This window comes from Martelella sp. FLE1502 (genome assembly GCF_053484255.1).
Genome location: NZ_JBAKFQ010000003.1, coordinates 208,088 through 233,290, shown reverse-complemented (window position 1 = coordinate 233,290; position 25,203 = coordinate 208,088). Strand labels below are relative to the sequence as shown.

Below are 25,203 nucleotides of genomic sequence, written 5' to 3'. Positions count from 1 at the left end.
TGGCAGACGGACTATTGCGTCCTTACCCTCGAATGGATCGGCGAATGACATGAAATCAGGCGCAAACGCCAGCGAATGGCAGGCCTATCTGCTTCTCACCATCACGGCATTTCTTTGGGGCGGAAACATGACCGCGGGCAAGCTGGCCGTGGGGCACGTTTCCCCCATGGTTCTCAATTCCCTGCGCTGGACCCTGGCCGCCATCGTTCTCGGGCTGTTTTCACTGCCGCAGCTGCGCAGCGAGTGGCCGGTGGTCAGACGCAACTGGCCGGCAGTCCTTGCCTTCGGCGCGGTCGGCTACACCGCCTATAACGCCTTTCTCTATTCCGGGCTCCAGCTCACCTCGGCGATCAACGTGTCGATGATCCAGGCAAGCCTGCCGTTTTGCATCCTCGCCATCAATTTCGCGCTGTTTCGCACCCGCTCGACCGTGGTGCAGATGACCGGCTTCATGCTGACGCTTGCGGGGGTCGCAACCGTCGTATCGCAGGGCGAGATGCGCAAGCTGCTGCACCTCGACCTCAATCTCGGCGACCTGCTCGCGCTTGCCGCAGCGCTCAGCTATTCCGGCTACACCGTGGCGCTGCGCTGGAAGCCGCCGCTCGACTGGCGGGTGATGGTGGTATCGTTCTGCTGTGGCGCGGTGATCGCCTCGATACCGCTGGTGGCGGCCGAAATCGCCGTAGGTTCCGCGATCTTCCCGCATGACGCCATCGGTTTCGGCGTGGTGCTCTATGCGGGTCTTTTTCCATCGCTCATTTCCCAGGTCTTCTTCATCCGCGGCGTCGATGTGATCGGCCCCAACCGCGCCGGCATCTTCATCAACCTGATCCCGGTGTTCGGCACGATCATCGCCGTGCTGGTGCTGAACGAACAGCTTGCGGGATTCCACGCGATCGCCCTTGTGCTCGTGGTCGGCGGGATCGCGCTTGCCCAGTGGGGCAAACCGAAGCCGGCCTGAGACTGCGCGCAAAAAGAGAGCGGACGGGACGCAAAACGATGCTTTTGCCGATCACGTCCTTTGCCTAAACCTGTCTGAGACGCCGCAGCAAAAAAGCGGCGGGGAACATCAGACAGGTGAGACATGGCCAAGCGCTTTTACTGGAATGAACTGACGAGCCCGGATTTTGCCGCGCTTGACGCCGAAAAGACGATCGCGATCCTGCCGATCGCCTCCACCGAGCAGCACGGCCCTCATCTGCCGGTCGCGACCGATGTCGCAATCGCGCGCGGCATGCTGGACACGGTTCAGGCCATGCTTCCCGACGATCTCGACGTTCTGGTGCTGCCGGTGCAGGAAATCGGCAAGGCCAACGAACATGTCTACGGCCCCGGCACGCTCTCCTTCGGGGCCGATATCCTGATCCCGGCATGGACCGCGATCGGCGAGAAGGTCGCGGAGGCCGGTCTTCGCAAGATGATCATCGTCAACAGCCATGGCGGCAATCTCGACATCATGCACATCGTCGCACGCGAAATGCGGGTGCGCTTCAACATGGCGGTGGTTTCCACCCAATGGGGCCGGTTCGGCCATCCCGAAGGCATGATCAGCGACGAGGAGCGCACCTATGGCATCCATGCCGGCGAGGTCGAAACCTCGCTGATGCTGCATTTCCGCCCGGAACTCGTAAAGATGGAGCATGCGGAAAACTTCGCGTCGCTCGCCAAATGGCAGAAAGAAAACACCCGCCACCTGCAGCCGATCCCGCCCAATTCGCTCGCCTGGATCGCCCACGACCTCAACCCCAAGGGCGCCGTCGGCAATGCGGCGGCCGGCACCGCCGAAAAAGGCAAGGCCATCGCCCGGCATCAGGCGGCGGGCTTTATCGAGCTGATTGAGGATCTGCGGGATTATCCGCTGGAGAAGCTTTATACGCCGGGGTGATAGAGCGGGCGGTAGTTGGCCTGTGGCCTGAGCAGACGTTGCAGACCGAGGACCTTTCAGCCCCCGCCCGTCCGTTCCTCGGCCTGCGCCGCAACCGCAAATATCCCAGGTGTTGCAGGGCAGAGGTTACAAGGGGTGAAACCTCTCCGAGAGCACGGAGTATGCGGCCTTTAGGGCTTGCGCCCTTTACCCCTCTCTGTCGCTTTCGCGACATCTCCCCCTCAAGGGGGGAGATTATGGGCTGCGGGGCTTATGCCCATCACAAAGGCCGAGAGAAACTGAGAGACTTGCCCCTCAGCCCCCGCGCTTCCGATCTTCCGCCTGCGCGGCCAGCATGGCGCGAACCTCTTCGACCAAGGCGTCTTCCGGCACGGTCTTCTGGGCGACGCGGGCCTCGCGCCATTCGGCATTGTCCTCGATCTCGCCGGAGAGCCGCTTGCCCTCGATCAGGTCCTTGATCTGGACGGTGCCCGCCGCGCGCTCGTCGCCACCCTGGATGATCGCGATCGGACAACCTCTGCGGTCGGCATATTTGAGCTGGTTGCCGAATTTCTTCCAGTTGCCCTGATACATCTCGGCGCGGATGCCGGCCTTGCGCAATTCCTGCGTCATCTTCTGGTAGCGCCCCATCGCCTCGGCATCGCCATCCATGACGGTGACCAGCACCGGCTCGATGATCTCGGATGCGCCGAGCTTGCCGAGGTTCTTCAGCGCCGTCATCAGCCGCGACACGCCGATCGAAAAGCCCGTCGCCGGCACCGGCTGGCCCATGAAGCGCGACACCAGCCCATCATACCGCCCGCCGCCGCCGACCGAGCCGAACACGACCTTTTCACCTTTTTCATTGGTGACGTCGAAGGTGAGCTCGGCTTCGTAGACCGGGCCGGTGTAATATTCGAGGCCACGGACGACTGAAGGGTCGATCTTGATGCGGTCCCTTGTGTAGCCTGCCGCGCGACACAAATCCTCAATTAACTGCAGTTCATCCAGTCCAAGAATACAAACTTGGCTCTCCACAATACTGCTTGGAAGGCGCTCACGAAACTGCTCAACATCAAACGAGTCGGATGCGGCCTCTAGGACATCGCAGAGCAGCTCAGATGACTCGCGTTCGAGGCCAGCTCCTTTCGTAAAGTCACCACTTTCGTCTTGTCTTCCTTTTGTGAGAAGCTGGAATACTCCCGTAAGACCAAACTTGTCGAACTTATCCAACGCCCTCAGCACCGTCAGCCGCTGCGCCGCATTCTCCTCACCGCCGAGGCCAATCGCCTCCAGAACCCCATCCAGCACCTTGCGGTTATTCACGCGAATAACATACTCACCCTTCAGGCCGAGCGCTTCCATCGTGTCGGCCATCATCATGCACATTTCAGCATCGGTCTGGACGCCGGGGGCGCCGACGACGTCGGCGTCGAACTGCATGAACTGGCGGAAGCGGCCGGGGCCGGGCTTTTCGTTGCGGAACACGTAGCCGGCGCGATAGGTACGGTAGGGAAGCTGGATCTCGTTGAAGTTTTCGGCGACATGGCGGGCGAGCGGCGCGGTCAGGTCGTAGCGCAGGCTCAGCCACTGGTCGTCATCATCCTGCAGCGAGAATACGCCCTCGTTCGGGCGGTCGCTATCCGGCAGGAATTTGCCCAGCGCATCGGTATATTCGAACATCGGCGTTTCCACCGGGTCGAAGCCGTAATTCTCGTAGACCGCCTTGATCTTCGCCACCATTTCCTCGGTCGCGCGGATATCGGCGGCGGAGCGGTCGCCAAAGCCGCGCGGCAGGCGGGCCTTCAGCTTCTGCGGTTTCTTCTTCTTCTCGCTCATGGTTGACCTATCCGGAACACAGCTTCATTTTCCGGCCCTGATTAACGGATCGCCGGAAGTCCGGCAAGCGCCAAGGCCGCAACCGGCGCGGCGCGGCGGAACGCGGCGGCGAAAAGGAGGACCGATCATGATCGCAACCACATCCCTGCCTGAACTCGTCTGCATCGGTCTGACCGTCAACGGAACATGGCAGGAATTGCCGAAAGCGGTTCCCGCGGGCTGGGAGCGGCTGTTCGCCGCCGCCCCGGAGGCCGAGAACTTTCTGGAGGTTTCCCGCAGGCAGGGGGATGGGACCTATGCCGAGTTTCTCGGCTTTCTGGCCGCCGGCAAAACCGAGATACCGGACGGCCTGGAACGCCACGTGGTTGCGCCCGGGCGCTATCTTCGCCTTCGCCATGACGGACCGCTTGCGGATATCGCCGGGGGTTTCGCGCGCCTGCACGCTCATGCCGAAGCGGCGGGCATGACGGCCGGCGCCCTGAAACTCGATTTCGGCTACCGGCGTGGCCTGCCCGATACGCCGCACGAGCTTTATCTGGAGATCGCGCCGGAACCGCTGGCCCTTGGCGGCAGCGCATCGGGCTGAGCCTCGATGCTGAAGGCCACCAGCGCGGCCGCCGCCTTGCTCAGATGCCGCTCCTTGTGGCTGAGCAACTGGAACGCGCGCGAGGGCAGATCGAATGCGACCCGCTTCAACCCGCCCGACGCCAGCCATGGCGCAGCGACCGCGCCGGAAACCGCCGTTGCCGCGCGGCCCGAGCGCACCGCCGAAAGCACCGCCTCGTTGGAGGGCAGCACCATCACCACGTCGAGGTCGGAAGCCGCTATGCCGAAGCCGGCCATTGCATGCTCGAACTCGAAGCGCGTGCCGGAACCTTCCTCGCGCAGCACGAAGCCGGTCGATGCGACCAGCTCCTCCGCCGTCACCGTCCGGCCATCGGCGAGCTTATGGCCGGGGCCGACCACCACCATCAGCGCATCGTCGGTCAGGTGCCGTTTTCTCAGCCGCGGATTGTCGAGCGTGCCTTCGATATAGCCGAGCTCCGCCTCGCCCTTGGCCACCGCATCCGCCACCGTGGTGGTGTTGCCGATGGCAAGCCTCAGCTCGATGCCGGGATAGCGCGCGTGAAACCGCATCAGCACTTCCGGTAGCCAGTAGCTGGCAATCGTCTGGCTGGCATAGACGGAAAGCTGGCCGCGCTCCAGCCCGCCGAGTTCGCCCAGCACCTGCTCGGCGGAACGGATGCGGGCAAGGGCCGCGCGCGCCTCTTCCAGGAACACTCTTCCCTCCGCCGTCAGCACCAGCCCCCGGCCGACGCGGTCGAACAGCGCCACCTGATAGAAGTCCTCGAGCTTACGCAGCGCGCTCGACACCGCCGACGGCGTCAGGCGCAGCGCCTCGGCCGCCCGGGTCAGGTGTTCGCGCTCGGCCACGGCCACGAACACGACGAGTTGTTCCACGGTCATCATGGAAAAACATTCTCCAAAATCGAATGAAACGTCAATTATTATTCGATGGAACGCGACATTCAAGAAGACCATGTATTGCGCAAACGAGGAAAGACCCGCATGCGCATTGCCGTTACCCACAATCCCGACCGCTCCTGGACCGCGCCGATCATGTCGCTTGCGCCGGGCATCATCCTGTCCTGTCTGGTGGCGCTTGCCGCATTCGGGCTGGAGGCGGTGGAAGTGCGGCTTTCCGGCCATCGCTTCATCGAAAATCTGGTGCTGGCAATCCTCATCGGCACGCTGATCCGCTCGCTCGTGTCGCTGTCGGAGGTGTTCAAGCCCGGCATCCGCTTCTGCGAGAAATTCATCCTCGAAGTGGCGATCGTTCTGCTCGGCGCGTCGATCAGCGTTCAGGCGCTGAAGGCGGCGGGGCCAGCGCTGGTGCTCGGCATTATCGGCACGGTGGTGGTGGCGATCGCGGTTTCCTATGGCATTGGTCGCGCGCTCGGGCTCAACAAAAAACTCGCCACGCTGGTGGCCTGCGGCAACTCGATCTGCGGCAATTCCGCGATTGCCGCCGCCGCTCCGGTGATCGATGCCGAACCGCGCGACATCGCCTCGGCGATCGCGTTCACCGCCGTGCTCGGCGTCATCATGGTGCTGGCGCTGCCGCTGGCGCTTGTCGGCCTCGGCATGAGCGGCGCGCAATATGGCGTGCTTTCCGGCCTCACCGTCTATGCCGTTCCCCAGGTTCTGGCCGCCGCCCAGCCCGGTGGCATGATCGCGGTGCAGACCGGCACGCTGGTGAAGCTGATCCGGGTGATGATGCTCGGCCCGGTGCTGTTCGCACTCGGCATGGCGGCTCGCAGCGGCTCAGGCGGCGCGCAGGTCAAGCTCAAGCATATCGCCCCCTGGTTCATCATCGGCTTCGCGCTGATGATGGCGCTGCGCTCGGCCGGCGCCTTTCCCGAAGAATTCATCGAGCCGCTCGCCCACACCTCCAACGCGCTCACCGTGCTGGCGATGGCCGCGCTCGGCCTTTCGGTCGACATCCGCTCGCTTTGCCGCGCCGGCGGCCGGGTGGTCGCCACCGCCGTGCTTTCGATCGCGGCGCTGACGGCGATTGCGCTGGCGCTGATCTTCGCGCTGCAGATCGGCTGATCAGGATGCCACGGGCCGTTTCAGCGCGGCCCTCAGCCGCTCCACCTCATCGCGGCAGCAGCAGCCTTCCAAGTGGTCGTTGACCAGCCCCATCGCCTGCATGAAGGCATAGACGGTGGTGGGGCCGACGAACTTCCAGCCGCGCTTCTTCAGGTCTTTGGAAATTTTGATCGAAACCGGCGTGGTGGGGTTTGCCCTCAGCGTCTCAAGATCGACAACCGCCGGCCGGTCCTCCGGTCCCGGCTCGTGCGCCCAGAAATACGCGGCCAGCGAACCGAATTCGGCCTCCATCTCGATGGCGCGGGCGGCATTGTTGATCGCCGCCTCGATCTTGCCGCGATGGCGGATGATGCCGGCATCGGCCAGCAGCCGCGCGACATCCGTTTGATCGAAATGCGCAACCTTGTGAAAATCGAAACCGTCGAAGCCGGCGCGGAAATTCTCGCGCTTGCGCAGGATCGTCAGCCATGAAAGCCCCGACTGGAACCCTTCCAGGCAAAGTTTCTCGAACAGACGGAAATCGTCGGTGACCGGCCGCCCCCATTCCTCATCGTGATATCTGAGATAATCCGGCAGATTGCCATGCCAGAAACAGCGGACCTTGCCGTCGTCACCCGTTATCAACCCCGCCGTTTCGCTCACATGTGCCTCCTGATTCTCAATGGAACAAAAAGGAAACATGATTTCGACGATACGGCAAGGGCCGAGCGCTCGGGCCAACATGAAACGCCGCTGTCGCGGGCGTGACGATTCACGAAGCCTTAACCAATTTATACTTTATTTAAAGTTAATATTAGGCCGCACCAGAGAGTCTCCATGCTTCGCCTCACCGCCTCAGCGGGCCTGCTCCTGCTTGCCGCGTCATTTGTCGCTTCCGCCGATAGCGCTTCCGCCGAAACCGCCTTCTCCGTCTATGGCGGCTATCAGACCGCGCCGCATTCGTCGGTCGAGATCAATGGCGCTGACGCTTTCACCGCGGGTTGGGAGGGCCGATCATTCAGCTGGCCGGCCTATTGGGGCGCGCGCGCAACCTACTGGCTCGACCGCTACAAGCAGCCCAATCTCGGCATCGCGCTCGATTTCAGCCATGCCAAGGTCTATGCCGATGACGCGACGCTCGCAAAATCGGGCTGGAGCCATTTCGAGTTCACCGACGGGCTCAATCTGCTGACGCTGAACGCGCTCTACCGCTTCCCGATAAAAGACAGCAAGTGGACGCCCTATGTCGGCCTTGGGGCCGGCATCAACGTGCCCCATGTCGAGGTCACCCGGCCGTCGGGCCGCACCTATGGCTACCAGTTCGGCGGCCCGACCGTGCAGGCCCAGGCCGGCGTTTCCTACAGCTTCGCCAAGAACTGGGATGCCTTCGTCGAATACAAGGCCAACTATTCCTGGATCGACGTCAAGATCGACAGCGGCGACCGGATGAAGACCGGAATTCTCACCAACGCCGTCAATGTCGGCATCGGCTTCCGGTTCTGAGATCGCCTAGGCCCGCGGCGGCTCGTCCGGCGGGTCGGTCGGATCTGGCGTCGCGGCTGCGGGCGGGTGCGGCGGCGGAGTTTCGATCACATCGGCCTTCCGGCGCTCGCGCCGCGCCATCATGCCGTGGCCGCAAAGCGCGGCCATCGCGCCGAAGCCCAGAAGCACGACGACGATGTTCGCAATCCAGCCGAAGAACGGCAGATAGTGCAGCAGCGACATCAGCACCAGCCCGGCCGCGATCGCCAGCAGCCGGTTGACGAGGCTGGGCTTGAGCGGCTTGATGCTGGTGACCACCCACCAGGACAGGGCGTAGACCGCGAGCAGATAGGCGAAGGTCCACAGGACCACCGTCGCCAGAATGATGAACGGGATCAGCGGAATGGCGATGATCGTCATCAGCGCCAGCGGCACCGCGCCGAACAGCGTGGAAAGCGCAACGAAGCCATAGCCGAGCGAGGCGAAAGGCCGGGTGATCAGCCGCGCCCGCGCCGTTTCCGTCCGCTGCGGGGCCAGCACCAGGAACACCGTCGCCAGCGCCAGCATGAAGACCAGCATGGAAATGAAGCTCGCGACCACGGTCGTGTCGGAGACCACGTCCGGCTCGGGTTCTTCCTCCGGGGCTGCCTCGTGCGTCAGCTCGTGGAACGTCACCTTGTCGGCGGCAATCACCGATTCCGGTATGTCGACTTCATCCGGCGCATAATAGGTCAGCGTGCCGCCGATCGTGGCGTCCGGGCCGAAGGCAATATCATCGCCCATGATCCTGACATCGCCGGAAACCGCCGCGTTCAGCGTCAGGTCGCCGCTGCCAACCAGGAGACTGCCCGCGATCGGCGCGTTGATCGCCACCGAGCCGCCGGCCAGCCGCGCATTGCCGCTGACGGCCGCATTTGGGCCGACCTCGATATCCGCGCCGGCGGCCGAAAGATCGCCGGCAACCGTGCCGTCAATCCGCACGGAAAAGCCGGCCGCATAAAGGTCGCCGTTGACGGAAGCGTTGGAACGGACCCTGGCGCCCGCCAGAAGCGCGTCGCGCCCGACCGCGCCATCAAGCCGCGCGGTGAGACCGGAGACGAAGGCGCTGCGCGGGCTGTCCTGGTTGAGCACGGTGGTCGTGCCGCTGGCATAGGTGTCGCCGCCGAAGACCATGATCTTGTCGTCGTCCGCCATGGCCGCAGCGCTGCCAAGCGCCAGAACCGCGAATGCCGTCGCCAGAATGCGTGCTATTCCGTTCATGACCAAAGCCCCTCTCGCCCGTCAGCCGGTATTCTTCGCTGCCGATACTATCCCGCGTGTAAGGGCTTTCGTAAAGGCCAAAACTGGTCTCAACCCGCGCGGCAGCCGAGCACCGCTGCTGCCAGTGCCTCCATGCTGTCACGCCGCCTGTCCGAACGCCGCCAACAGAGCCCGATCCGTCGTGCCGGCTGAGGCTCGGCGAAGGGCAGGATGGTCAGCGGCGTACGCGCGGTCTCCGCCGCCACCGCCATTTCCGGGATCAGCGTCATGCCCATGTCGTTGGCTACCATCTGCAGCAGCGTTGTCATGGACGTCGCACCGACATTGACGACATTGCGCTTCGGCTTCTGCTCGCATAGCGCAAGCGCCTGGTCGCGCAGGCAATGGCCCTCCTCCAGCAGCAGCAGGCGATCGGCCTCCAGATCGGCCTCGGTCAGCGGCGAGGCGAGCACGGTTTCGTCATTGCGGGCGACCGCCATGAAGAACCGGTCGGCGAAAAGGTCCGTCGTCTGAATGCCGTCGCGCTCGATCGGCAGCGCCGCCACCACCGCATCGAGCGTCCCCTCCTCCAGATGGTCGAGAAGCTGGTCGGTGACGGCTTCCTTCAGGGCGACTTCCGCTTCGGGATAGTGACGCTTCAGATAGGGGACGAGTTTCGGGATAAGGTAGGGCGCCACAGTGGGTATGAGGCCGATCGCCACCGGCCCCGATAGCGGCCCCGCGGCCGGTCGGGCGGCGTGTTCCAGCGCGGCCATGGCGGACAGCACGCGTGCCGCATGGGCCAGCACCCGCTCACCCTCGCGCGTCAGCAGCACCTGTTTGCGGGTGCGCTCGACGAGGCGCACGCCAAGCGTCGCCTCCATATCCATGATCTGGGCCGAAAGCGCCGGCTGGCTGACATGCACCGCCTCCGCCGCCCGGCCGAAATGGCGCTCGCGCGCCAGCGCCTCGAAATAGCGCAATTGTTTGAGTGTTATCATGATAGGAAAAACCTATCGTATTTGCAGGAAATCGCAATTGGAAACTATCACTTGTTCATGAGACCATGACTGCCAGATACAATGGAGGAAACCATGGCAGATAAACCGACCCTCACAACAACCGCCGGCGCCGCCGTCCCGGACAACCAGAACTCGATCACCGCCGGCCCGCGCGGCGGGGTGATGATTCAGGACTACCAGCTCATTGAAAAGCTGGCGCATCAGAACCGCGAGCGTATCCCCGAGCGCGTGGTCCACGCCAAGGGCTGGGGCGCGTTCGGCACGCTGAAAATCACCGGCGACATTTCGAAATACACCAAGGCCAAGTGTCTCCAGCCGGGCGCGGAAACGCCGATGCTCGCCCGGTTTTCGACCGTTGCCGGCGAACTGGGCGCTGCCGACGCCGAGCGCGACGTGCGCGGCTTCGCGCTGAAATTCTACACCGAGGACGGCAACTGGGACCTGGTCGGCAACAACACGCCGGTGTTCTTCGTCCGCGACCCCTACAAGTTCCCGGATTTCATCCACACCCAGAAGCGCCATCCGCGCACCAATCTGCGCTCGCCGAAGGCGATGTGGGACTTCTGGTCGCTGTCGCCGGAAAGCCTGCACCAGGTCACGATCCTGATGTCCGACCGCGGCATCCCGGTCGATCCGACCTTCATGAACGGCTACGGCTCGCACACCTATTCGCTCTGGAACGATGCCGGCGAACGCTTCTGGGTCAAGTTCCACTTCAAGACCGAGCAGGGCCACAAGCACTATACCAATGACGAGGCCGAAACGCTGATCGGCAAGAGCCGCGAGACCTATCAGGAGGCGTTGTTCGACAAGGTCGAGACCGGCAATTATCCGCGCTGGAAGGTTCAGGTGCAGATCATGCCGGAGAGCGATACCGGCAAGACGCCATACAACCCCTTCGACCTTACCAAGGTCTGGCCGCATGGCGACTATCCGCCGATCGATATCGGCGTGATGGAGCTGAACCGCAATGCCGACAATTACTTCGCCGAGATCGAGCAGGCGGCGTTCTCGCCCTCGAACATCGTGCCCGGCATCTCGCATTCGCCGGACAAGATGCTGCAGGCCCGCATCTTCTCCTATGCCGATGCCCATCGCTACCGTCTCGGCACGCATTACGAGGCGCTGCCGGTCAACGCGCCGAAATGTCCGGTCCATCACTACCACAAGGATGGCCAGATGAACTTCTTCGGCCAGAAGACCGGGGCGACGGACGCCTATTATGAGCCCAACAGCATGGGCGGCGCTGTCGAGGACAAGTCGGCGATGGAGCCGCCGCTCGCGATCGAAGGGGCGATGGCGCGCTACAATCACCGCGAGGGTAATGACGACTTCGCGCAGCCGCGCGCCCTGTTCGAACTCTTCGACGATGGCCAGAAGTCCCGCCTGTTCGACAATGTGGCGGCCGCCATGGGCGGCGTGCCGGGCGAGATCATCGAGCGCCAGCTCGCCCTGTTCAAGCAGGTCCACCCGGACTACGAAGCGGGCGTTCGCGCCGCGCTGAAGGAAGCCCACGGCTATGAGGCCAACGCGATCTCGACGCCGGGAACGCCGGATGCGGCTGAATAGGATCTGGCTTTAAACCTATAAAAGGCCGACGCTGAGTGTGTCGGCCTTTTCTTATGCGCGCTGCTCAGCCTGCGCACGCAGCGTTGCGCGCGGCGAGCGGCCCTTGATGCGCTTGAAGGCGACGCCGAAGGCGCTTTGCGAGCCGTAGCCCAGGAGACCAGCTACCTCCGAGACGCTTCTGCCGCGGTGGATGAGGTCTTCGGCAATCTGCATGCGCCAGCGCAGGACATAATCGATCGGGGCGCGGCCGATCGCCTTGCGAAACCCTTGCGAAAACGCCGTGCGCGACATGCCGGCGATGCCCGCCAGCGCGGCGACCGTCCAGTTCCGCTCGGGGTTCGCGTGGATCGCGTCCAGCGCCGCGCCAAGACGCCTGTCTGCCAGCGCGCCGATCCAGTTGCTCTGGCCAGGGGCCGCGGCGGTCTCGCCCTCGCGGGCGGAGATCGCCCGCAGCATCTGCACCAGCAACATGTCGGTCAGATGCCGCCGCATCATCTCCGCGCCGATATCGGTGCGGGTGAATTCGCTCTCCAGGCTCTGCAGCGTCCGGCTGATCTGGGCGGCGGACGGCGCTTCCGCCGGGATCAGCATCAGCGGCGGCAGGGCGTCGCCCAGCAGATGCGCGTGCAGGGGGCTGGCGCGATAGGCGCCGCCGATCATCACCACCTCGTCACCGCCATATCGGCCGGTATCGGACTGTGCCCAGTCGATAACGCGCGCGCCATCCTCCGGCGCAAGGGCCGGATCGCTTGCAAGCACGTAGGACGGATACTGCGACAGCAGGAACACATCGCCGGCGCGCAGGCGTATCGGCGGCCTGTCGCCATGCAGCATGAAGCAGGTGCCCTTGAGAACGGCAGCAAACTTGATCGCGCTCTTTTCAGGAAATCGCAGCGACCATTCGCCGCCCGCCTCAAAGCGGGTGCAGCGGGCGCTGCGCAGGTCGAGCAGGTTGAAGAGTGTCGTGAGGGTATCGGTCATGGGCTGAACGTTTGCTACAACAATATGGACGAAACACTATAGAACGAACAGATGCCGCGCGATATCTCCTTCAGCAGAAAAAGGAGATCACCCATGGAAAATGTGAAGGACAAGGTCATTGCGATCACCGGCGCCAGCAGCGGCATCGGCCGTGCCACGGCCCTAATGCTGGCGGAAGCCGGCGCCCGTCTGGTTCTCGGCGCCCGCCGCGCCGAGCGACTGGAGACGCTTGCCGCCGAAATCGAGGCCGCCGGCGGAACCGCCATTGCGCACGAAACCGACGTGACCGACCGCGCCTCCGTGCAGCGTCTCGTTGATCGCGCGACGGAGACCTTCGGCCGGCTCGACGTGTTCATCGGCAATGCCGGCGTCGGGCCGATCTCCGGCCTCGACGATCTGCGCGTCGCCGACTGGGAGGCGATGGTGGACGTCAATTTCAAGGGCGCGCTTTATGGCATCGCGGCAACGCTTCCCGTCTTCCGGCGCCAGTCGGCCGGGCACTTCATCAGCGTGATATCCGTTGCCGGCCTGCGGGTGGTGCCCGGAATGGCGGTCTACGCCGCCACAAAGAATGCCGTACGCACCCTGCATGAAGGCCTGCGGCAGGAGGCGGGACCCAATTTGCGCGTCACCGGCATCTCGCCCGGCTATGTCCGCACCGAATTCGGCGATGCCATTCCCGACGAGAAGCTGAGAGAACAGGTCGCAAGCGGCATGGATATGGCAATTTCGCCGGAAGCCATCGCCCGGTCGATCCTGTTCGCGATCGCCCAGCCGTCCGATGTCGATATCGGCGATATCGTCATCCGGCCGACGGCGCAGGGCTGAGGCGGTTTCACTCCGCCGCCGCCTTGATCTCCGCCCGCGCGAAATGGGCGGGGGCGAGGCCGGTATGGCGGGTGAAGGCGAGGCTGAAGGCGCTGGACGAGCCATAGCCCACCCGTTCCGCGATGGCGGCCACCGGCAACTGGCCGCGCTTGAGCATGTCCTTTGCGAGGATCATCCGCCAGCGGTAGAGATATTCCATCGGCGGCACGCCGATGGTGCGGCTGAAGCGGGCGAAGAAGGACGAGCGCGACAGGGCGGCGAGAGCGGCAAGCGCGTCCACCGTCCAGGCGCGGGCGGGTTCGCGATGCATCGCCCGGATCGGCTCGGCGAGCCTCTGGTCGGCAAGACCGCGCAAAAGGCCGGGCGCGGAATCGGACGCCGCCGTTGACCTCAACGCCTCGATGAACAGCACTTCCAGCAAGCGTTCGAGCACGACATCGCGCGCCGCGCGTCTCGACAGCGTTTCGTCGCGCACCAGCCTGGCGAGCGCGGCGAGCCGTTCGTCGCGGCGCGCGACCACGGTTTCCGGCAGCAGCGCAACCAGCAGTGCCGCATCCGGCGATCCGAAGACGCAATGGCCGACGAGATACTGGCAGTCGGCCGGCCCCTCCGCGCGCCCGACCCTGAGCGCGCCATTGCCAAGATGAACCGGCGTCGTCACGATCCCGGCTTCCGGCCTCTCGGTGGCGCTGGTGGTGGTGAAGCCGAATGAGGACGGCACCAGCACGAAATCGCCCTGGGCGAGCTCCACCTCGTCCCGTCCGTCCGCCTGAAACCGGATCGCACCCTCCAGCACGAGCGCATAGAACACCTGGCCGGTCTGGTCCCGGCGAATGCGCCACGGACCGGCGCCAGTGACCCATTTGGAATAGGGTGCGCGCGGCTGCAGGAATGAGACGATATCAGCGAGCGGATCTGTCAAAACCGGACTTTCAATGATGTGAACGCGATGCTCCATTATGGTGCGTCCGGATGCGGCTGTCTATATTGGCATTGTCGGCACGGCGTTTCGCGCCTGTCGTTTTCACCCGTTCAGTTCAGCCGGCAGCGGGCGCATCCGCGCCCCTCGTGCCGCGCGAAGGAGTTCCCATGAAAACCGTTCTCATCACCGGCTGCTCGTCCGGATTCGGCCTTGAAACCGCGAAAACCTTTCTCGATCGCGGCTTCAGGGTCATCGCCACGATGCGCAAACCGGACGCCAGCCTGTTTCCCGCCTCCGACACCCTCGAACTGCTGCCGCTCGACGTCACCGATTCCGACAGCATCGCCCGCGTCGTGGAGGCCGCCGGCCCGGTCGACATTCTCGTCAACAATGCCGGCGTCGGCTGGCTGAACGCACTGGAAGGCTCGCCGGTCGACGTCATCCGCAAGGTTTTCGAGACCAACACGATCGGCGTGATGGCGCTGACCCAGGCCTTCCTTCCGCAGTTTCGCGCCCGCCGCGCCGGCATGATCGTCAATGTCACCTCGACGGTTACGGTCAGCCCACTTCATCTCCTGTCGGTCTATACCGCCAGCAAGGCGGCGATCAACGCATTCAGCGAATGCCTGGCGCTGGAGCTTCAGCCCTTCAATATCGGTGTCCGCCTCGTTCTTCCCGGACGTGCACCCGCCACGGATTTCGGCAAGAACGCGGCTTCGCTTGCGCCCGATGGCATGAGCATTCCCGAAGCCTACAAGGAGATTGCCGACGGCGTCTTCAAACAATGGGCCGAAGCCCCGGCGGATCTCGTAACGCATCCACAGGATGTCGCCGAGGCCGTCTATCGCGCGGCGACCGACCCCTCGACGCCGATGCGCATACCGGCCGGCGCGGATGCCGTGGCGCTGATGGCCGAAACCCGGCCGGCGCTGGCCTGACCCGGGCGCAATGCCTTTACGGGTCGGGATCGTCCATCACATCGTGCTCTCCGGCATGGGCGATCATGTCGGAGACGATGTGTTCGATGTGGTGATCGGCGGCCTCGTAATACATCTGCCGCGCCTTTCGGGTGCGCCGCACCAGCCGGGCGCCCCGCAACAGGCGCAAATGGTGGCTGACGAGCGAGGGCGAGGCCTCCACCTTGCTCGCGATATCGCCGACGGCCACCGGCTCGCTCAGGCAGGCGATCAGGATCTTGAGACGGGTGGGGTCACCGAGCAGCTTGAAAGTCTCGGCGACGACCGCAATCTGCGCCTGCCTGTCGGCGAGCGCCTCCTCGAAATGCACCGGATCATCGTCCGGACAGACGCTCATGCCGGGGCCTCCAGCGGGCAATCCGCCGGGTGCTGGCCCCAGTTGATCTCGATCGTGGCGTGGCGGATATCGTAGCGCCTTGCCAGCACCGCCTTCACGCGATCAACGGCGGTGGCGGCATTGCCATTTTCCGCAAGGCTGATTTCCATGGTTGCCGCCGGCCGGCCCGAGGTGATCGACCAGACATGGACATGGGCGACATCGCTGACGCCGGCGACTTCATTCAGCACGTAGCGGCGGAGTTCCTCGATCTCGATATTGCTCGGCGTTCCCTCCATCAGGATCTGCGCCGCGCTGCGCAGCAAAGCCCAGGCGGCCCGGAGGATGAGGACCGACATCAGCACCGACAGGATCGGATCGGCCGGCGTCCAGTTGGTGTAATAGATGATCACCGCCGCGGTGATCGCGCCGACGGACCCCAGGAGATCGCCGAGAACGTGTAGCAACGCGCCCTTGATGGTGACATGGTCGCGGTCGCCCCGCATCAGCAGCAGGAACACGCCGATATTGACGAACAGCCCCAGAATGGCGACGACGAGCATCGGCCCCGCCAGCACCGGCTCCGGCGTGATCAGGCGTTCGACCGCCTCATAGGCGATCCAGATGGTGAGCAGGAACAGCGCCAGCGCATTGACGAACCCGGCCAGCACCTCGGAGCGCATATAGCCGAAGGTGCGCTTCTCATCGCCGCCCCGGCGACCGAAGCGGAACGAGGCCCAGGCAAGCCCCAGCGCCGCCGTATCCGTCAGCATATGCCCGGCATCGGCGATCAGCGCCAGCGACCCCGACAGCCAGCCGCCGACAAATTCCGCCACCATGAAACCGGCCGTCAGGCACAGGCCGATCAGCACCACGCGCTCATTGTTGCGCGACACGGAAGGCGCATGGCTGTGGTGTCCATCGCCGTGGCCATGCGCGTGGTCGTGACCGCCGTGGCTGTGGTGCTGATGGCCTTCATCATGGGCGCGATGATGCCCGCCACTCTTGTCGCCTTCTGCCATTCCTGCTCTCCGTGTAGAGAATCTGCTTCGCCGCGGGAGGGAGCGACCTTCCCGCAAGCACTCACTATATATGAACATATAAACACCTGTTCATACAAAAGATCAAGAGGCGTGTTAAGGACTGCGAGGATGTCAAATTCGAATGAGTTCCGCTGCCGGACAGCTCGTCCGAGGCGGTTCTCAACTACAGCCAGGAAAATACTGAAGTAAAGTCCAGAACGTCGCCGCCTTTGCATAGTCCACACGCACCGTCGCTCGGGCTTCCGGCGGACGCGATCGACAGCCACATGCATCTTTTCGGTCCCGCCGAACATTATGAAACCAAAGCTTCTGCAGTGTGCATTGTCAGAGCGTGGATGACGGGGAAGCGTCCGAAGCGTCGGTTTCTTCGCAGTCGCCCTCATAACCGAGCTTCCTGGAAATCTGGCGGGCGGCGCGCATGACGGCGTCGATTTTTGTCTGGTCGGGTTCAGGCGGCAGGAACTGGATGAGATCCACGATGCCGACGGCGCCCACAACGCCGCCCGTGGCGTCGAACAGCGGGGCCGCCAGGGTATTCAGCCCGATCGCGGTCTGGTTTGCAGCCGTCGCCCAACCCTGTCTGCGGATCTTTTCGAGTTCGGCGTTGACGCCTGCGACCGTGGTGATCGTCTCCGCGGTCGGCGCAGACATCGGACGGGCCAGTATCGCCTCCCGAAACTCGGGGTCGGCATGGGCTAGCATGACCCGCCCCTGGGCGGAGTTGTGGAACTGGAGAAGCGAGCCCGGCTTGACGCCGATTTCGATCGGCGAACGGCCAGAAAGCGCCATCACGATCCGCGCGCCGCTGTGTTCGAACTGGGATAGCACACAGGATTGGCCCAACGTGTCGCGCAACTGTCGCAGGTCGTTTTGCGCAAGATCGACCAGATTGGACGCTTCGGTCATAAGGCGTCCGAGCGATATCAGGCGCCCGCCCGCCCGGTATCGTCCGGTTTCGTCGTGCTGGCTTGCATAGCCCTCCTGCACGAGGGTGCGAAGATGGCGGTGAGCACGCGTTTTCGTGGTGCCGAGCTTTTCGGCCAGTTCGGTAACGCCGATCGGCCCCTTTGCGCGCGCAAGCGCTTCCAGCGTTCGCAAAGTGAGCACCACGCCCTGAATCCCGTCGCTTCCTTCACCGCTGATCTTGGGCATCGTGCAAATTCATCCTTCGAGGCGCCTCAAACTCGCCCGCTTGACAAGCGGGGTTGAGCGCAGTAACCGTGTTTCGGTAAGCAATATACTGTTGCGGTCAGTGATACGCAAGAAAAAAATGGGAGGTGGAGGTGGCTCAGGACTTGGCCAGGGGATTTCGCAATCGCGTATTGGGCGGAGGCAAGCTGTTCGGCACCTTCCTGAAGACGCCGACGACCCACGCCGCCGAAATACTCGCGCAGGAGGGCTACGACTTCGTCGTCATCGATGAGGAGCACGCGCCCTTCAATCCGGAAACAACGGATCGCATTCTGATGGCCTGCCGCCACGCCGGCATCGCGGGTGTGGTGCGCGTCTCGCGGATCGCAGACATTCTCCGGGTTCTCGACAGCGGCGCCGACGGCGTTCTCGTGCCGCATGTCGACAGCGCCGAGCGGGCGAAGGCGGTCGTCGCCGCCGCGCGTTACCGGGGCGGCGCGCGGGGCTTCTCCAATACCACGCGGGCCGGCCGCTACGGTTCGGTCGCAATGGGCGATCATATCGCGGCCCAGGATAACGGCGTTGCGGTGATCGCGATGATCGAAGACCGCGCGGCCATCGGCCGGCTTGACGCGATCGCTACGGTGGAAGGCGTCGATGCATTCTTCATCGGCCGCGGCGACCTGACGGTTGCCTTCGAGGCCGAGAGCCAGGCCGCCGCCGACGTGGTCGGGGCGGTGGAGGCGATCACCGCCGCGGCAACGCGCGCGGGGCGCAAGGTTTTCGTGATGTCCAGCGATCCCGACGACGCCAGAGCGCTTTCGGACCGGGGCGCGACCGGTTTCATCATGGCATCCGACCAGGGCTTCCTGCGCCAGGGCGCCAGGGAAACGCTGGCCCGTTTTGCCGGCGTTCTGAACTGATTTTCGGGAGAGTAACACAATGTACGACAAGAATGATCCGCGCTCAGCGCTGGCGCAGAAATCGGGAGCCGGGCCGGCGCCCAAGGGCCTGGTCGCCGAGCCTCAGCTGGGTCTCTTTTACCAGGAAAAACCCGCCGAAACGGGCCCGGACAGCAAGAGCTGGTACACGCGCGGGCACAACTTCGTGCTGTCCTGGAGCGAAGCCGAGGCGGGTGCCGTCTTCGAACGCAAGAACCAGCCGGACGAATATGTGGTTCTGCTGCCCGAAGCCGGAGCAAGGATCACCTGGAACGGAGAGACAGTCGATGTTCCGGGCTTCTCGATTGCCTTCGTGCCGCACGGCGACAGCCGGGTGGAACTGCCCGAAGGCGGAAAACTCTGCCGGCTGCTCTCGATCAATTCCCGGGATCTCGTTCCTCTTTGCACCAATCGCGACGCTTATGCGCGCCCGCGCACCCATATTCCGGAATTCAAGCCTTGGCCGGAGCCGCCGGCGGGCTGGAAGGTGCGGCACTACTCGCTCGACGTGCCGAAGCAGGAGGGCCGTTTCGGGCGGATTTTCCGCTGCACCACCTTCATGGTGAACTATTTGGAGCCGAATGACGGGCCGCGCGATCCGCACAACCTGTCGCCGCATCACCACGACGACTTCGAACAGTGTTCGCTGGCGATATCGGGGTCCTTCATCCACTATCTGCGCTGGACCTGGACCATCGACATGGACGACTGGCGCGAAGACCGGGCCGATCACGTCCAATCGCCCTCGGCCTACGTTATCCCGCCTCCGGTCATTCACACCACCCGCGCGATGGAGGCCGGGCGCAACCAGCTCGTGGACATCTTCTGCCCGCCCCGCACGGACTTTTCCGAAAAGCCGGGCTGGGTGCTGAACGCCGAGGACTATCCGATGCCTGAGGGCGCGTAGGGAGGAATACCATGCAAGACGAAATTCAAGACAACCGCGACGCCGAAATCGCCGAATTGCTGAAAGGCGCCATTGACCTGCACTGCCACTCGGGACCCGCGGCGATGCCGCGCATCCTCGACCATCACGAGGCCCTGCTGGATGCCGCTGAAGCCGGCTTCCGCGCCCTGCTCTACAAGGACCATTTCTATCTCGGCGTCTCCCACTGCGCGATGCTGGAGAAACTTGTCCCGACCGATGTGAAGCTCTATTCCGGCATCGCGCTCAACAATGCCAGCGGCGGCATCAACCCGCATGCGGTCAACCACGCCATCAATATCGGCGCGAAGATCGTCTGGCTGCCGACGCTGTCGGCGCAAAACCACCTCGACCAGCAGGAAGGACAGGGCAAGACCTTTCCCAAGACGGCGAAGCGGATGCTGCCGCCCGAAGGGCTTTCGGCACTGGATGGATCGGGGCAACTGCTCGATTCCGTCAAGCAGGTGCTGGACCTGATCGCGGAGGGCGACATCATCCTGGCCGGCGGGCATCTGCCTGCCAGCGAACTGATCATGATCTTCGAGGAGGCGGGCAAGCGCGGCGTCACCAAGATGCTGGTCAACCACCCGACCTATATCGTCGGCGCGACCGATGACGACATGCGCGCCATGGTGGAGCTCGGCGCCTACATGGAACATTCGATCGCGATGTGGAGCGAGGGGTCGGGCAAGATTTTCGGGCCGGAGGAGTTGGCCCATTACATCGCGGTGGCCGGTGTGGATCACACCGTGCTGTCTTCCGATCTCGGCCTGCGCGGCTCGCCGCGTCCCATCGAGGGGTACCGCACCATAGTCCGGATGCTGCTGGACCTGCAGTTTTCGCACGACGACATCCGCACACTGATCGGACACAACGCCGCGAAACTGTTGAACCTGACCTGACGCCTGTGGGAGGCGCAGGCAATCAACCACTGGGAGGAAGACATGATTACACGACGTACACTGATGAAGACCGGCGCCGCCGTTGCGGCGACGCTGGCGGCCCCGAACCTGGCGCGGGCGCAGCCTATGACGGTGCGCCTTGGCCATGCCGCCAATGAAATTCACCCCGGGCACATTGCCTCGCTCGAATTCAAGAAGTCGCTGGACACCCTTGTCCCCGGCGCCTTCGACCTGCAGATCTTTCCCAACCGGCAATTGGGCGACGACCGGCAGAACGTCGAAAGCTGTGTTGCCGGCACGCTGGAATTTTGCGGCGGCAGCGGTTCGACGATCTCGATCGTTACCGGCCAGGTGGCGCTGGACGCCTACCAGCTGCCGTTCCTGATCAGGGATTACGACCACTTCGCGCGCATGGCGCTCAGCCCGGAAGGCGAGGCGATCAACGAGAGCCTGATGGTGGGGGGCATACTCGGTCTGCAGACCGCCGATATCGGTCAGCGCCACTTTGCGACCGTGAGTAAGCCGGTCAGAACGCTCGCCGATTTCGCAGGGCTGAAAACCCGCATCGTTCCGCTCGAATTGCACAAGGTCATTTGGGAAACCGTTGGCGTCAATCCCGTCGGCCTGCCTTACGGGGAAGTCTACGGCGCGCTCGAGACCGGCACCATCGACGCCTGCGAAATCAATGTGTCGTCGATGCTGGGCGAAAACCTCTGGGAAGTGGCCAAGCATTTCACGCTGACGGGGCACTACCCCTGGCACAATGTCACCTGCGTGAACGCCGCCTTCTTCGAAAGCCTGTCGCCCGAACTGCAGGAGGCGGTCCGCACGGCCGGTCGGGACTCGGTGATACCGACCCTCGAATACACCGCCAAGCAGGACCTGGATGGCCGCGCGGAGCTGGAGGCCAAGGGCGTGGAGATCCTCCAGCTGGAGGGGCTCGATCAGATGAAGTCCAAGGTTGCTCCGATCGTCGAGCAATGGAGCGGGAAATCGCCTCTGATCGCCGACTTCGTGAGCGTCGCGCAGCAGCCGTCCTAGGCCGTTGCGAGAAGGGGAGGGAAAATGCAAGCGCAGTCAACCGCTGGTCCTTCGGACCTCCCGCGCTGGTTTCGATGGTTCGGGATATATACCCGCACCATCGAGGGCGTCGCGGGGGTCAGCATGGCCATTATCCTCGTTATCATGATCGTTCAGGTGGCTGCGCGCTACCTTTTCTCCGGCTCCATCATCTGGGCGGAGGAGGCCTGTCGCTATCTCCTGTTGTGGCAGACCTTTCTCCTGCTCGGCGTCGCCTACCAGCGCGGCGAATTCGTGATGCTGGACCTCCTGCCCTACATGCTGAGTTCGCGGGCAAGGCTTGTCCTCAAATGTGCGACGGCCATCCCGGTGCTGATATTTCTCGCCGTGATCGTCGTGGAGGGGTTCGATTACGCCTCGCGCTTCGAGCGTCAGAAGATTCCGGCGCTCGATTTCATCTGGTCGTCGCTCACCGGCGCAAACGCCGGGGTTTCGGTGAAATGGGTCTATATCTGCGTGCCGATCGGGGCGGCGCTTCTTGCCTTGCACGTCGTCGCCGATCTTGTGGTGTCGACTCTTCGCCATCGCCGGGGCATCGATGACCCGCCGCCCGCCGTCGACATGGGGGAACAGCTTTAAATGACCGGATTTTTTGGAATATTCGCCCTGCTTCTGGTGACGGGCGTGCCGATCGCGCTGGCGCTCGGGATCGGCGGCATGGCCTTTCTCTGGCTGTCCGGCAATGGCGCGATGATGCTGTCGCTGCCGCAGCGGATGATGGCCGGGGTCGATCAGTTCGTGTTGCTGACCATCCCGCTGTTCCTGCTGGCCGGCGCTTTGATGAATGTCGGCGGCATTACCGACCGCATCGTGACATTCGCCAAGGTTTGCGTTGGCCACCGCCGGGGCGGCATGTCGAATGTCACGGTGCTTTCGGCAGGTTTCTTCGCCGGGATTTCCGGCAGCGCCAACGCCGAGGCGGCCGCGCTTGGGTCGATCCTCATCCCGACGATGAAGAAGCAGGGCATCCCGGCGGCCTATGCCGCGGCGCTGGTCGGGGTGTGCTCGATCGTCGGGCCGATCATCCCACCCTCGATCACCATGATCATCTACGGCGTCTTGTCGGGAACGTCGATCGGACAGCTTTTCATGGCCGGCGTGGTGCCGGGCGTGTTGCTGATCTGCGGCTTCCTGGCCTATGCGACATGGCGCGCCGCGCGGGACGATTTCCCGGTTTCCGACCGCGTGCCGATGGCCGAACGCGGCGTCGCCGTCTTCCGCGCCCTGCCCGCGCTGTTCCTGCCTCTGATCATCATCGTCGGCATCAAGGCCGGCATCTTCACCCCGACGGAAGCCGCCGCCGTTGCGGTCGCCTATGCGCTGGTGGTCGGCCTCGCCTATCGCGATCTCACGCCTTCACGGATCTGGAACGCGCTGGTGTCGACTGCGATCATCTCCGCCTCGATCCTGTTCATCACTTCGATGGCCTCGATCGTCGCCTTCGTCTTCACGCTGGAACAGGTGCCGACGCGGATCACCGAATCCATTCTTGCGATCACCGACAACAAGATCGCGATCCTGCTTCTGTTGAACCTGTTCCTGCTGCTGCTCGGCATGTTCCTCGAACCGATTTCCATCCTGATCCTGACAATGCCCATCCTGTTGAAAATGAGCGGTCTGGTCGGCATGGAGCCGGTTCAGTTCGGCGCGATGGTTGTCCTCAATGTTGTCATCGGCATGGCCACGCCACCGGTCGGGATCCAGTTGTTCATCGTCGCGGGGGTTTCGGGAGAACCATTGCCGCGGATCATCCGCGAGGCGCTGCCGCTCATCGCGATCTGCCTGGTCGTGCTGATGCTGGTCGCCTTCATCCCGGCCCTGACGCTTTCGCTGCCGAACGCGCTCATCCCAGTCCATTAGAAGCCAGTCCACGAGAAGGAAGTTAAGCCACCATGGCAAAGCGCCGCAAAGTAATCGTGACCTGCGCGGTCACCGGGTCGATCCACACGCCCTCGATGTCGCCGCATCTTCCGGTCACGCCGCAGGAAATCGCCGATGCCGCAATCGGGGCGGCGGAAGCCGGCGCCTCCGTCGTCCATCTACATGCACGCGACCCGAAAACCGGCGCGCCCGATCAGTCGCCCGAACGCTATTCCGAGTTTCTGCAGGTGATAAAGCAACGCACCGATTGCGTCATCAACATCACCACGGGCGGGGCGCCCACCATGTCGGTCGAGGAACGTCTGCGTCCGGTCGCCCAATTCAAGCCGGAGATCGCCTCCCTGAACATGGGCTCGATGAATTTCGGGCTCTACCCGATGCTGGAGCGCTTCACCGAGTTCCAGCACGATTGGGAACGCGACTATCTCGAAGGCTCGCGCGACCGCATCTTCCGCAACACGTTCAGCGACATCGAGAATATCCTGACCACCTGCGCCGAGCACGGGACCCGCTTCGAGGTGGAGTGCTACGATATCGGACACCTCTATACCTGCGCCCATTTCGTCGAGCGCGGGCTGATCAAGCCGCCGGTGTTCATCCAGAGCGTCTTCGGCATCCTGGGCGGTATCGGCGGGCATCCCGAAGATGTCATCCACATGAAGCGAACCGCCGATCGCCTGTTCGGAGATGACTATCAGTGGTCCGTGCTGGGGGCGGGCCGCAACCAGATGCCGATAGCCATGCACTCGGTGCTGATGGGCGGCAACCTGCGGGTGGGGCTTGAGGATTCGCTGTGGATCGGCCCAGGGCGCCTGGCCAAGTCCAACGCCGAGCAGGTCGCCCTCGCCCGGCAGATGGTGGAGTCGCTTGGAATGGAGGTTGCGACGCCGGATGAGGCGCGTGAAATCCTGGAACTGAAGGGCGCCGACCGGGTGGCGTTTTGATCCCATGAAGGTCCTGATCATCCTCGCACATCCAGAACCAACCTCGTTCAACGCGGCGCTTGCCGCCCATGGCGCCGCGGCCCTTCGCGACGCGGGTCACGCGGTGACGATCTCCGATCTCGTCGCGCAGGATTTCGATCCCCGCGCCGAGCGGCACGATTTTACCGGCGCGGCGGATGCGACGCGCTTCCACTACCAGCGCGAACAGGCCCATGCGGTGCGCACCGGAGGGTTTTGCGACGAGATCGCCCGCGAACAGGCGCGGGTAATGGAGGCCGACCTGCTGGTGTTCCAGTTTCCGCTCTGGTGGGGAGGCGTACCGGCGGTGGTGAAAGGCTGGATCGAGCGCGTTCTGGCCTATGGTTTCGCCTATGCGGACGGGCTGCGCTACGAGAAAGGCGTCTTTCGCGGACGCCGGGCCATGGTGTCGATGACCACCGGCGGCCTGCCGCAGCGTTTCGGGCGCGGCGCGGCCTATGGCGAGCTCGAGGACCAGGTTCTCTGGCAGCTCCAGCATCTGGTTCTTGAATATATGGGCTACACGCTCGAGCGGCCCTTCGTCGCCTACGGCGCGCCCCGCGTCGATGCCGACCAACGCGCCGCCTATCTCGAAGCATTCGCCGACCGCCTGCTCGAAGCCGCGGCGCGGCCGGTCGATCGCGGACAAGGCATCACCGATCCGCTGTCGCGTGTGCCCGACAGCGCAATTACCGCCAACAGGTAGG

At 63.7% G+C, this 25,203-nt stretch carries 26 protein-coding genes; 16 read left to right on the top strand and 10 right to left on the bottom strand.

What is annotated here, in order from left to right:
• Nucleotides 1–49 precede the first annotated feature (49 nt).
• Both V6767_RS04315 and V6767_RS04310 read left to right on the top strand, forming a co-directional pair.
• Nucleotides 50–961 (top strand): DMT family transporter, encoded by a 912-nt coding sequence (locus V6767_RS04315; RefSeq protein ID WP_448472312.1) that lies wholly within the window; start codon nucleotides 50–52, stop codon nucleotides 959–961.
• A gap of 123 nt (nucleotides 962–1,084) precedes the next feature.
• Nucleotides 1,085–1,885 carry a creatininase family protein gene (locus tag V6767_RS04310; RefSeq protein ID WP_448472311.1) on the top strand — a complete coding sequence of 267 codons (801 nt, stop codon included), beginning with the start codon at nucleotides 1,085–1,087 and terminating at the stop codon, nucleotides 1,883–1,885.
• 294 nt (nucleotides 1,886–2,179) lie between these two features.
• Here V6767_RS04310 and hisS read toward each other — a convergent pair whose 3' ends face one another.
• On the bottom strand, nucleotides 2,180–3,703 hold the full coding sequence (gene hisS / locus V6767_RS04305) for a histidine--tRNA ligase (RefSeq protein WP_448472310.1): 1,524 nt from the start codon (nucleotides 3,701–3,703) through the stop codon (nucleotides 2,180–2,182).
• A 127-nt stretch (nucleotides 3,704–3,830) separates the two neighbouring features.
• Here hisS and V6767_RS04300 point away from each other — a divergent pair, with 127 nt between their 5' ends.
• Complete coding sequence (locus V6767_RS04300; protein WP_448472309.1) at nucleotides 3,831–4,289, top strand: hypothetical protein; 459 nt, start codon at nucleotides 3,831–3,833, stop codon at nucleotides 4,287–4,289.
• On the opposite strand, the gene V6767_RS04295 is transcribed toward V6767_RS04300, so the two are convergent.
• The gene (locus V6767_RS04295; protein ID WP_448472375.1) at nucleotides 4,235–5,170 is read right to left on the bottom strand and encodes a LysR family transcriptional regulator; all 936 of its coding nucleotides are present in this window, start codon (nucleotides 5,168–5,170) and stop codon (nucleotides 4,235–4,237) included. The genes V6767_RS04300 and V6767_RS04295 overlap by 55 nt on opposite strands.
• 102 nt (nucleotides 5,171–5,272) lie before the next feature.
• Between V6767_RS04295 and V6767_RS04290 the strand changes: the two genes are divergently transcribed.
• Nucleotides 5,273–6,316 carry a YeiH family protein gene (locus V6767_RS04290; protein WP_448472308.1) on the top strand — a complete coding sequence of 348 codons (1,044 nt, stop codon included), beginning with the start codon at nucleotides 5,273–5,275 and terminating at the stop codon, nucleotides 6,314–6,316.
• Here V6767_RS04290 and V6767_RS04285 read toward each other — a convergent pair whose 3' ends face one another.
• Nucleotides 6,317–6,958, bottom strand: a complete 642-nt coding sequence (locus tag V6767_RS04285) for a DNA-3-methyladenine glycosylase I (RefSeq protein ID WP_448472307.1) — start codon at nucleotides 6,956–6,958, stop codon at nucleotides 6,317–6,319.
• Between the two features lie 174 nt (nucleotides 6,959–7,132).
• Here V6767_RS04285 and V6767_RS04280 point away from each other — a divergent pair, with 174 nt between their 5' ends.
• Complete coding sequence (locus tag V6767_RS04280; protein WP_448472306.1) at nucleotides 7,133–7,798, top strand: outer membrane protein; 666 nt, start codon at nucleotides 7,133–7,135, stop codon at nucleotides 7,796–7,798.
• Nucleotides 7,799–7,804: 6 nt separating this feature from the next.
• On the opposite strand, the gene V6767_RS04275 is transcribed toward V6767_RS04280, so the two are convergent.
• Both V6767_RS04275 and V6767_RS04270 read right to left on the bottom strand, forming a co-directional pair.
• Nucleotides 7,805–9,037 (bottom strand): bactofilin family protein, encoded by a 1,233-nt coding sequence (locus V6767_RS04275; protein ID WP_448472305.1) that lies wholly within the window; start codon nucleotides 9,035–9,037, stop codon nucleotides 7,805–7,807.
• Between the two features lie 89 nt (nucleotides 9,038–9,126).
• Entirely contained in the window at nucleotides 9,127–10,017 is an 891-nt protein-coding gene (locus V6767_RS04270; protein ID WP_448472304.1) for a LysR substrate-binding domain-containing protein, read from the bottom strand.
• A 93-nt stretch (nucleotides 10,018–10,110) separates the two neighbouring features.
• On the opposite strand from V6767_RS04270, the gene katA reads away from it, so the two are divergent.
• Nucleotides 10,111–11,607 (top strand): catalase KatA, encoded by a 1,497-nt coding sequence (gene katA / locus V6767_RS04265; RefSeq protein WP_448472303.1) that lies wholly within the window; start codon nucleotides 10,111–10,113, stop codon nucleotides 11,605–11,607.
• 51 nt (nucleotides 11,608–11,658) lie between these two features.
• On the opposite strand, the gene V6767_RS04260 is transcribed toward katA, so the two are convergent.
• Nucleotides 11,659–12,588: an AraC family transcriptional regulator gene (locus V6767_RS04260; RefSeq protein WP_448472302.1), complete on the bottom strand. Its 930-nt coding sequence runs from the start codon at nucleotides 12,586–12,588 to the stop codon at nucleotides 11,659–11,661.
• Nucleotides 12,589–12,681: 93 nt separating this feature from the next.
• Between V6767_RS04260 and V6767_RS04255 the strand changes: the two genes are divergently transcribed.
• Nucleotides 12,682–13,416, top strand: a complete 735-nt coding sequence (locus V6767_RS04255; RefSeq protein ID WP_448472301.1) for an SDR family oxidoreductase — start codon at nucleotides 12,682–12,684, stop codon at nucleotides 13,414–13,416.
• Nucleotides 13,417–13,423: 7 nt separating this feature from the next.
• Here V6767_RS04255 and V6767_RS04250 read toward each other — a convergent pair whose 3' ends face one another.
• Nucleotides 13,424–14,338 carry an AraC family transcriptional regulator gene (locus tag V6767_RS04250; protein WP_448472300.1) on the bottom strand — a complete coding sequence of 305 codons (915 nt, stop codon included), beginning with the start codon at nucleotides 14,336–14,338 and terminating at the stop codon, nucleotides 13,424–13,426.
• Nucleotides 14,339–14,505: 167 nt separating this feature from the next.
• Between V6767_RS04250 and V6767_RS04245 the strand changes: the two genes are divergently transcribed.
• A complete protein-coding gene (locus V6767_RS04245; protein WP_448472299.1) occupies nucleotides 14,506–15,276 on the top strand; it encodes an SDR family oxidoreductase in 771 nt (256 codons plus the stop codon).
• A gap of 16 nt (nucleotides 15,277–15,292) precedes the next feature.
• Here V6767_RS04245 and V6767_RS04240 read toward each other — a convergent pair whose 3' ends face one another.
• The 3 genes from V6767_RS04240 to V6767_RS04230 all read right to left on the bottom strand — a co-directional run bounded on the left by V6767_RS04240 (nucleotide 15,293) and on the right by V6767_RS04230 (nucleotide 17,826).
• Nucleotides 15,293–15,652 carry an ArsR/SmtB family transcription factor gene (locus V6767_RS04240; protein WP_448472298.1) on the bottom strand — a complete coding sequence of 120 codons (360 nt, stop codon included), beginning with the start codon at nucleotides 15,650–15,652 and terminating at the stop codon, nucleotides 15,293–15,295.
• On the bottom strand, nucleotides 15,649–16,653 hold the full coding sequence (locus tag V6767_RS04235; protein WP_448472297.1) for a cation diffusion facilitator family transporter: 1,005 nt from the start codon (nucleotides 16,651–16,653) through the stop codon (nucleotides 15,649–15,651). The genes V6767_RS04240 and V6767_RS04235 overlap by 4 nt, the downstream gene beginning before the upstream one ends.
• Nucleotides 16,654–16,998: 345 nt before the next feature.
• Nucleotides 16,999–17,826 carry an IclR family transcriptional regulator gene (locus V6767_RS04230; protein WP_448472296.1) on the bottom strand — a complete coding sequence of 276 codons (828 nt, stop codon included), beginning with the start codon at nucleotides 17,824–17,826 and terminating at the stop codon, nucleotides 16,999–17,001.
• A 131-nt stretch (nucleotides 17,827–17,957) separates the two neighbouring features.
• Between V6767_RS04230 and V6767_RS04225 the strand changes: the two genes are divergently transcribed.
• From V6767_RS04225 to V6767_RS04190, 8 genes are read left to right on the top strand one after another with little or no spacing between them, the layout of a single operon-like run.
• Complete coding sequence (locus V6767_RS04225) at nucleotides 17,958–18,728, top strand: HpcH/HpaI aldolase family protein (protein ID WP_448472295.1); 771 nt, start codon at nucleotides 17,958–17,960, stop codon at nucleotides 18,726–18,728.
• Between the two features lie 19 nt (nucleotides 18,729–18,747).
• The gene (locus V6767_RS04220; RefSeq protein WP_448472294.1) at nucleotides 18,748–19,653 is read left to right on the top strand and encodes a hypothetical protein; all 906 of its coding nucleotides are present in this window, start codon (nucleotides 18,748–18,750) and stop codon (nucleotides 19,651–19,653) included.
• Nucleotides 19,654–19,664: 11 nt separating this feature from the next.
• Nucleotides 19,665–20,573 (top strand): DUF6282 family protein, encoded by a 909-nt coding sequence (locus V6767_RS04215; protein ID WP_448472293.1) that lies wholly within the window; start codon nucleotides 19,665–19,667, stop codon nucleotides 20,571–20,573.
• Nucleotides 20,574–20,615: 42 nt separating this feature from the next.
• On the top strand, nucleotides 20,616–21,614 hold the full coding sequence (locus V6767_RS04210) for a TRAP transporter substrate-binding protein (RefSeq protein ID WP_448472292.1): 999 nt from the start codon (nucleotides 20,616–20,618) through the stop codon (nucleotides 21,612–21,614).
• Between the two features lie 24 nt (nucleotides 21,615–21,638).
• Nucleotides 21,639–22,232, top strand: coding sequence for a TRAP transporter small permease (locus V6767_RS04205; protein ID WP_448472291.1), 594 nt, complete (start codon nucleotides 21,639–21,641; stop codon nucleotides 22,230–22,232).
• Complete coding sequence (locus V6767_RS04200) at nucleotides 22,233–23,513, top strand: TRAP transporter large permease (RefSeq protein WP_448472290.1); 1,281 nt, start codon at nucleotides 22,233–22,235, stop codon at nucleotides 23,511–23,513.
• A gap of 32 nt (nucleotides 23,514–23,545) precedes the next feature.
• On the top strand, nucleotides 23,546–24,478 hold the full coding sequence (locus V6767_RS04195) for a 3-keto-5-aminohexanoate cleavage protein (RefSeq protein WP_448472289.1): 933 nt from the start codon (nucleotides 23,546–23,548) through the stop codon (nucleotides 24,476–24,478).
• Between the two features lie 4 nt (nucleotides 24,479–24,482).
• The gene (locus tag V6767_RS04190; protein WP_448472288.1) at nucleotides 24,483–25,202 is read left to right on the top strand and encodes an NAD(P)H-dependent oxidoreductase; all 720 of its coding nucleotides are present in this window, start codon (nucleotides 24,483–24,485) and stop codon (nucleotides 25,200–25,202) included.
• Nucleotide 25,203 lies beyond the last annotated feature (1 nt).

Coding starts and splice junctions, on each gene's coding strand:
- V6767_RS04240 (WP_448472298.1), bottom strand. CDS start 15,652: ATGAGCGTCTGTCCGGACGATGATCCGGTGCATTTCGAGGAGGCGCTC.
- V6767_RS04215 (WP_448472293.1), top strand. CDS start 19,665: ATGCAAGACGAAATTCAAGACAACCGCGACGCCGAAATCGCCGAATTG.
- V6767_RS04280 (WP_448472306.1), top strand. CDS start 7,133: ATGCTTCGCCTCACCGCCTCAGCGGGCCTGCTCCTGCTTGCCGCGTCA.
- V6767_RS04300 (WP_448472309.1), top strand. CDS start 3,831: ATGATCGCAACCACATCCCTGCCTGAACTCGTCTGCATCGGTCTGACC.
- V6767_RS04235 (WP_448472297.1), bottom strand. CDS start 16,653: ATGGCAGAAGGCGACAAGAGTGGCGGGCATCATCGCGCCCATGATGAA.
- V6767_RS04195 (WP_448472289.1), top strand. CDS start 23,546: ATGGCAAAGCGCCGCAAAGTAATCGTGACCTGCGCGGTCACCGGGTCG.
- V6767_RS04260 (WP_448472302.1), bottom strand. CDS start 12,588: ATGACCGATACCCTCACGACACTCTTCAACCTGCTCGACCTGCGCAGC.
- V6767_RS04315 (WP_448472312.1), top strand. CDS start 50: ATGAAATCAGGCGCAAACGCCAGCGAATGGCAGGCCTATCTGCTTCTC.
- V6767_RS04210 (WP_448472292.1), top strand. CDS start 20,616: ATGATTACACGACGTACACTGATGAAGACCGGCGCCGCCGTTGCGGCG.
- V6767_RS04255 (WP_448472301.1), top strand. CDS start 12,682: ATGGAAAATGTGAAGGACAAGGTCATTGCGATCACCGGCGCCAGCAGC.
- V6767_RS04290 (WP_448472308.1), top strand. CDS start 5,273: ATGCGCATTGCCGTTACCCACAATCCCGACCGCTCCTGGACCGCGCCG.
- hisS (WP_448472310.1), bottom strand. CDS start 3,703: ATGAGCGAGAAGAAGAAGAAACCGCAGAAGCTGAAGGCCCGCCTGCCG.
- V6767_RS04295 (WP_448472375.1), bottom strand. CDS start 5,170: ATGACCGTGGAACAACTCGTCGTGTTCGTGGCCGTGGCCGAGCGCGAA.
- V6767_RS04245 (WP_448472299.1), top strand. CDS start 14,506: ATGAAAACCGTTCTCATCACCGGCTGCTCGTCCGGATTCGGCCTTGAA.
- V6767_RS04220 (WP_448472294.1), top strand. CDS start 18,748: ATGTACGACAAGAATGATCCGCGCTCAGCGCTGGCGCAGAAATCGGGA.
- V6767_RS04190 (WP_448472288.1), top strand. CDS start 24,483: ATGAAGGTCCTGATCATCCTCGCACATCCAGAACCAACCTCGTTCAAC.
- katA (WP_448472303.1), top strand. CDS start 10,111: ATGGCAGATAAACCGACCCTCACAACAACCGCCGGCGCCGCCGTCCCG.
- V6767_RS04275 (WP_448472305.1), bottom strand. CDS start 9,037: ATGAACGGAATAGCACGCATTCTGGCGACGGCATTCGCGGTTCTGGCG.
- V6767_RS04310 (WP_448472311.1), top strand. CDS start 1,085: ATGGCCAAGCGCTTTTACTGGAATGAACTGACGAGCCCGGATTTTGCC.
- V6767_RS04200 (WP_448472290.1), top strand. CDS start 22,233: ATGACCGGATTTTTTGGAATATTCGCCCTGCTTCTGGTGACGGGCGTG.
- V6767_RS04230 (WP_448472296.1), bottom strand. CDS start 17,826: ATGCCCAAGATCAGCGGTGAAGGAAGCGACGGGATTCAGGGCGTGGTG.
- V6767_RS04270 (WP_448472304.1), bottom strand. CDS start 10,017: ATGATAACACTCAAACAATTGCGCTATTTCGAGGCGCTGGCGCGCGAG.
- V6767_RS04205 (WP_448472291.1), top strand. CDS start 21,639: ATGCAAGCGCAGTCAACCGCTGGTCCTTCGGACCTCCCGCGCTGGTTT.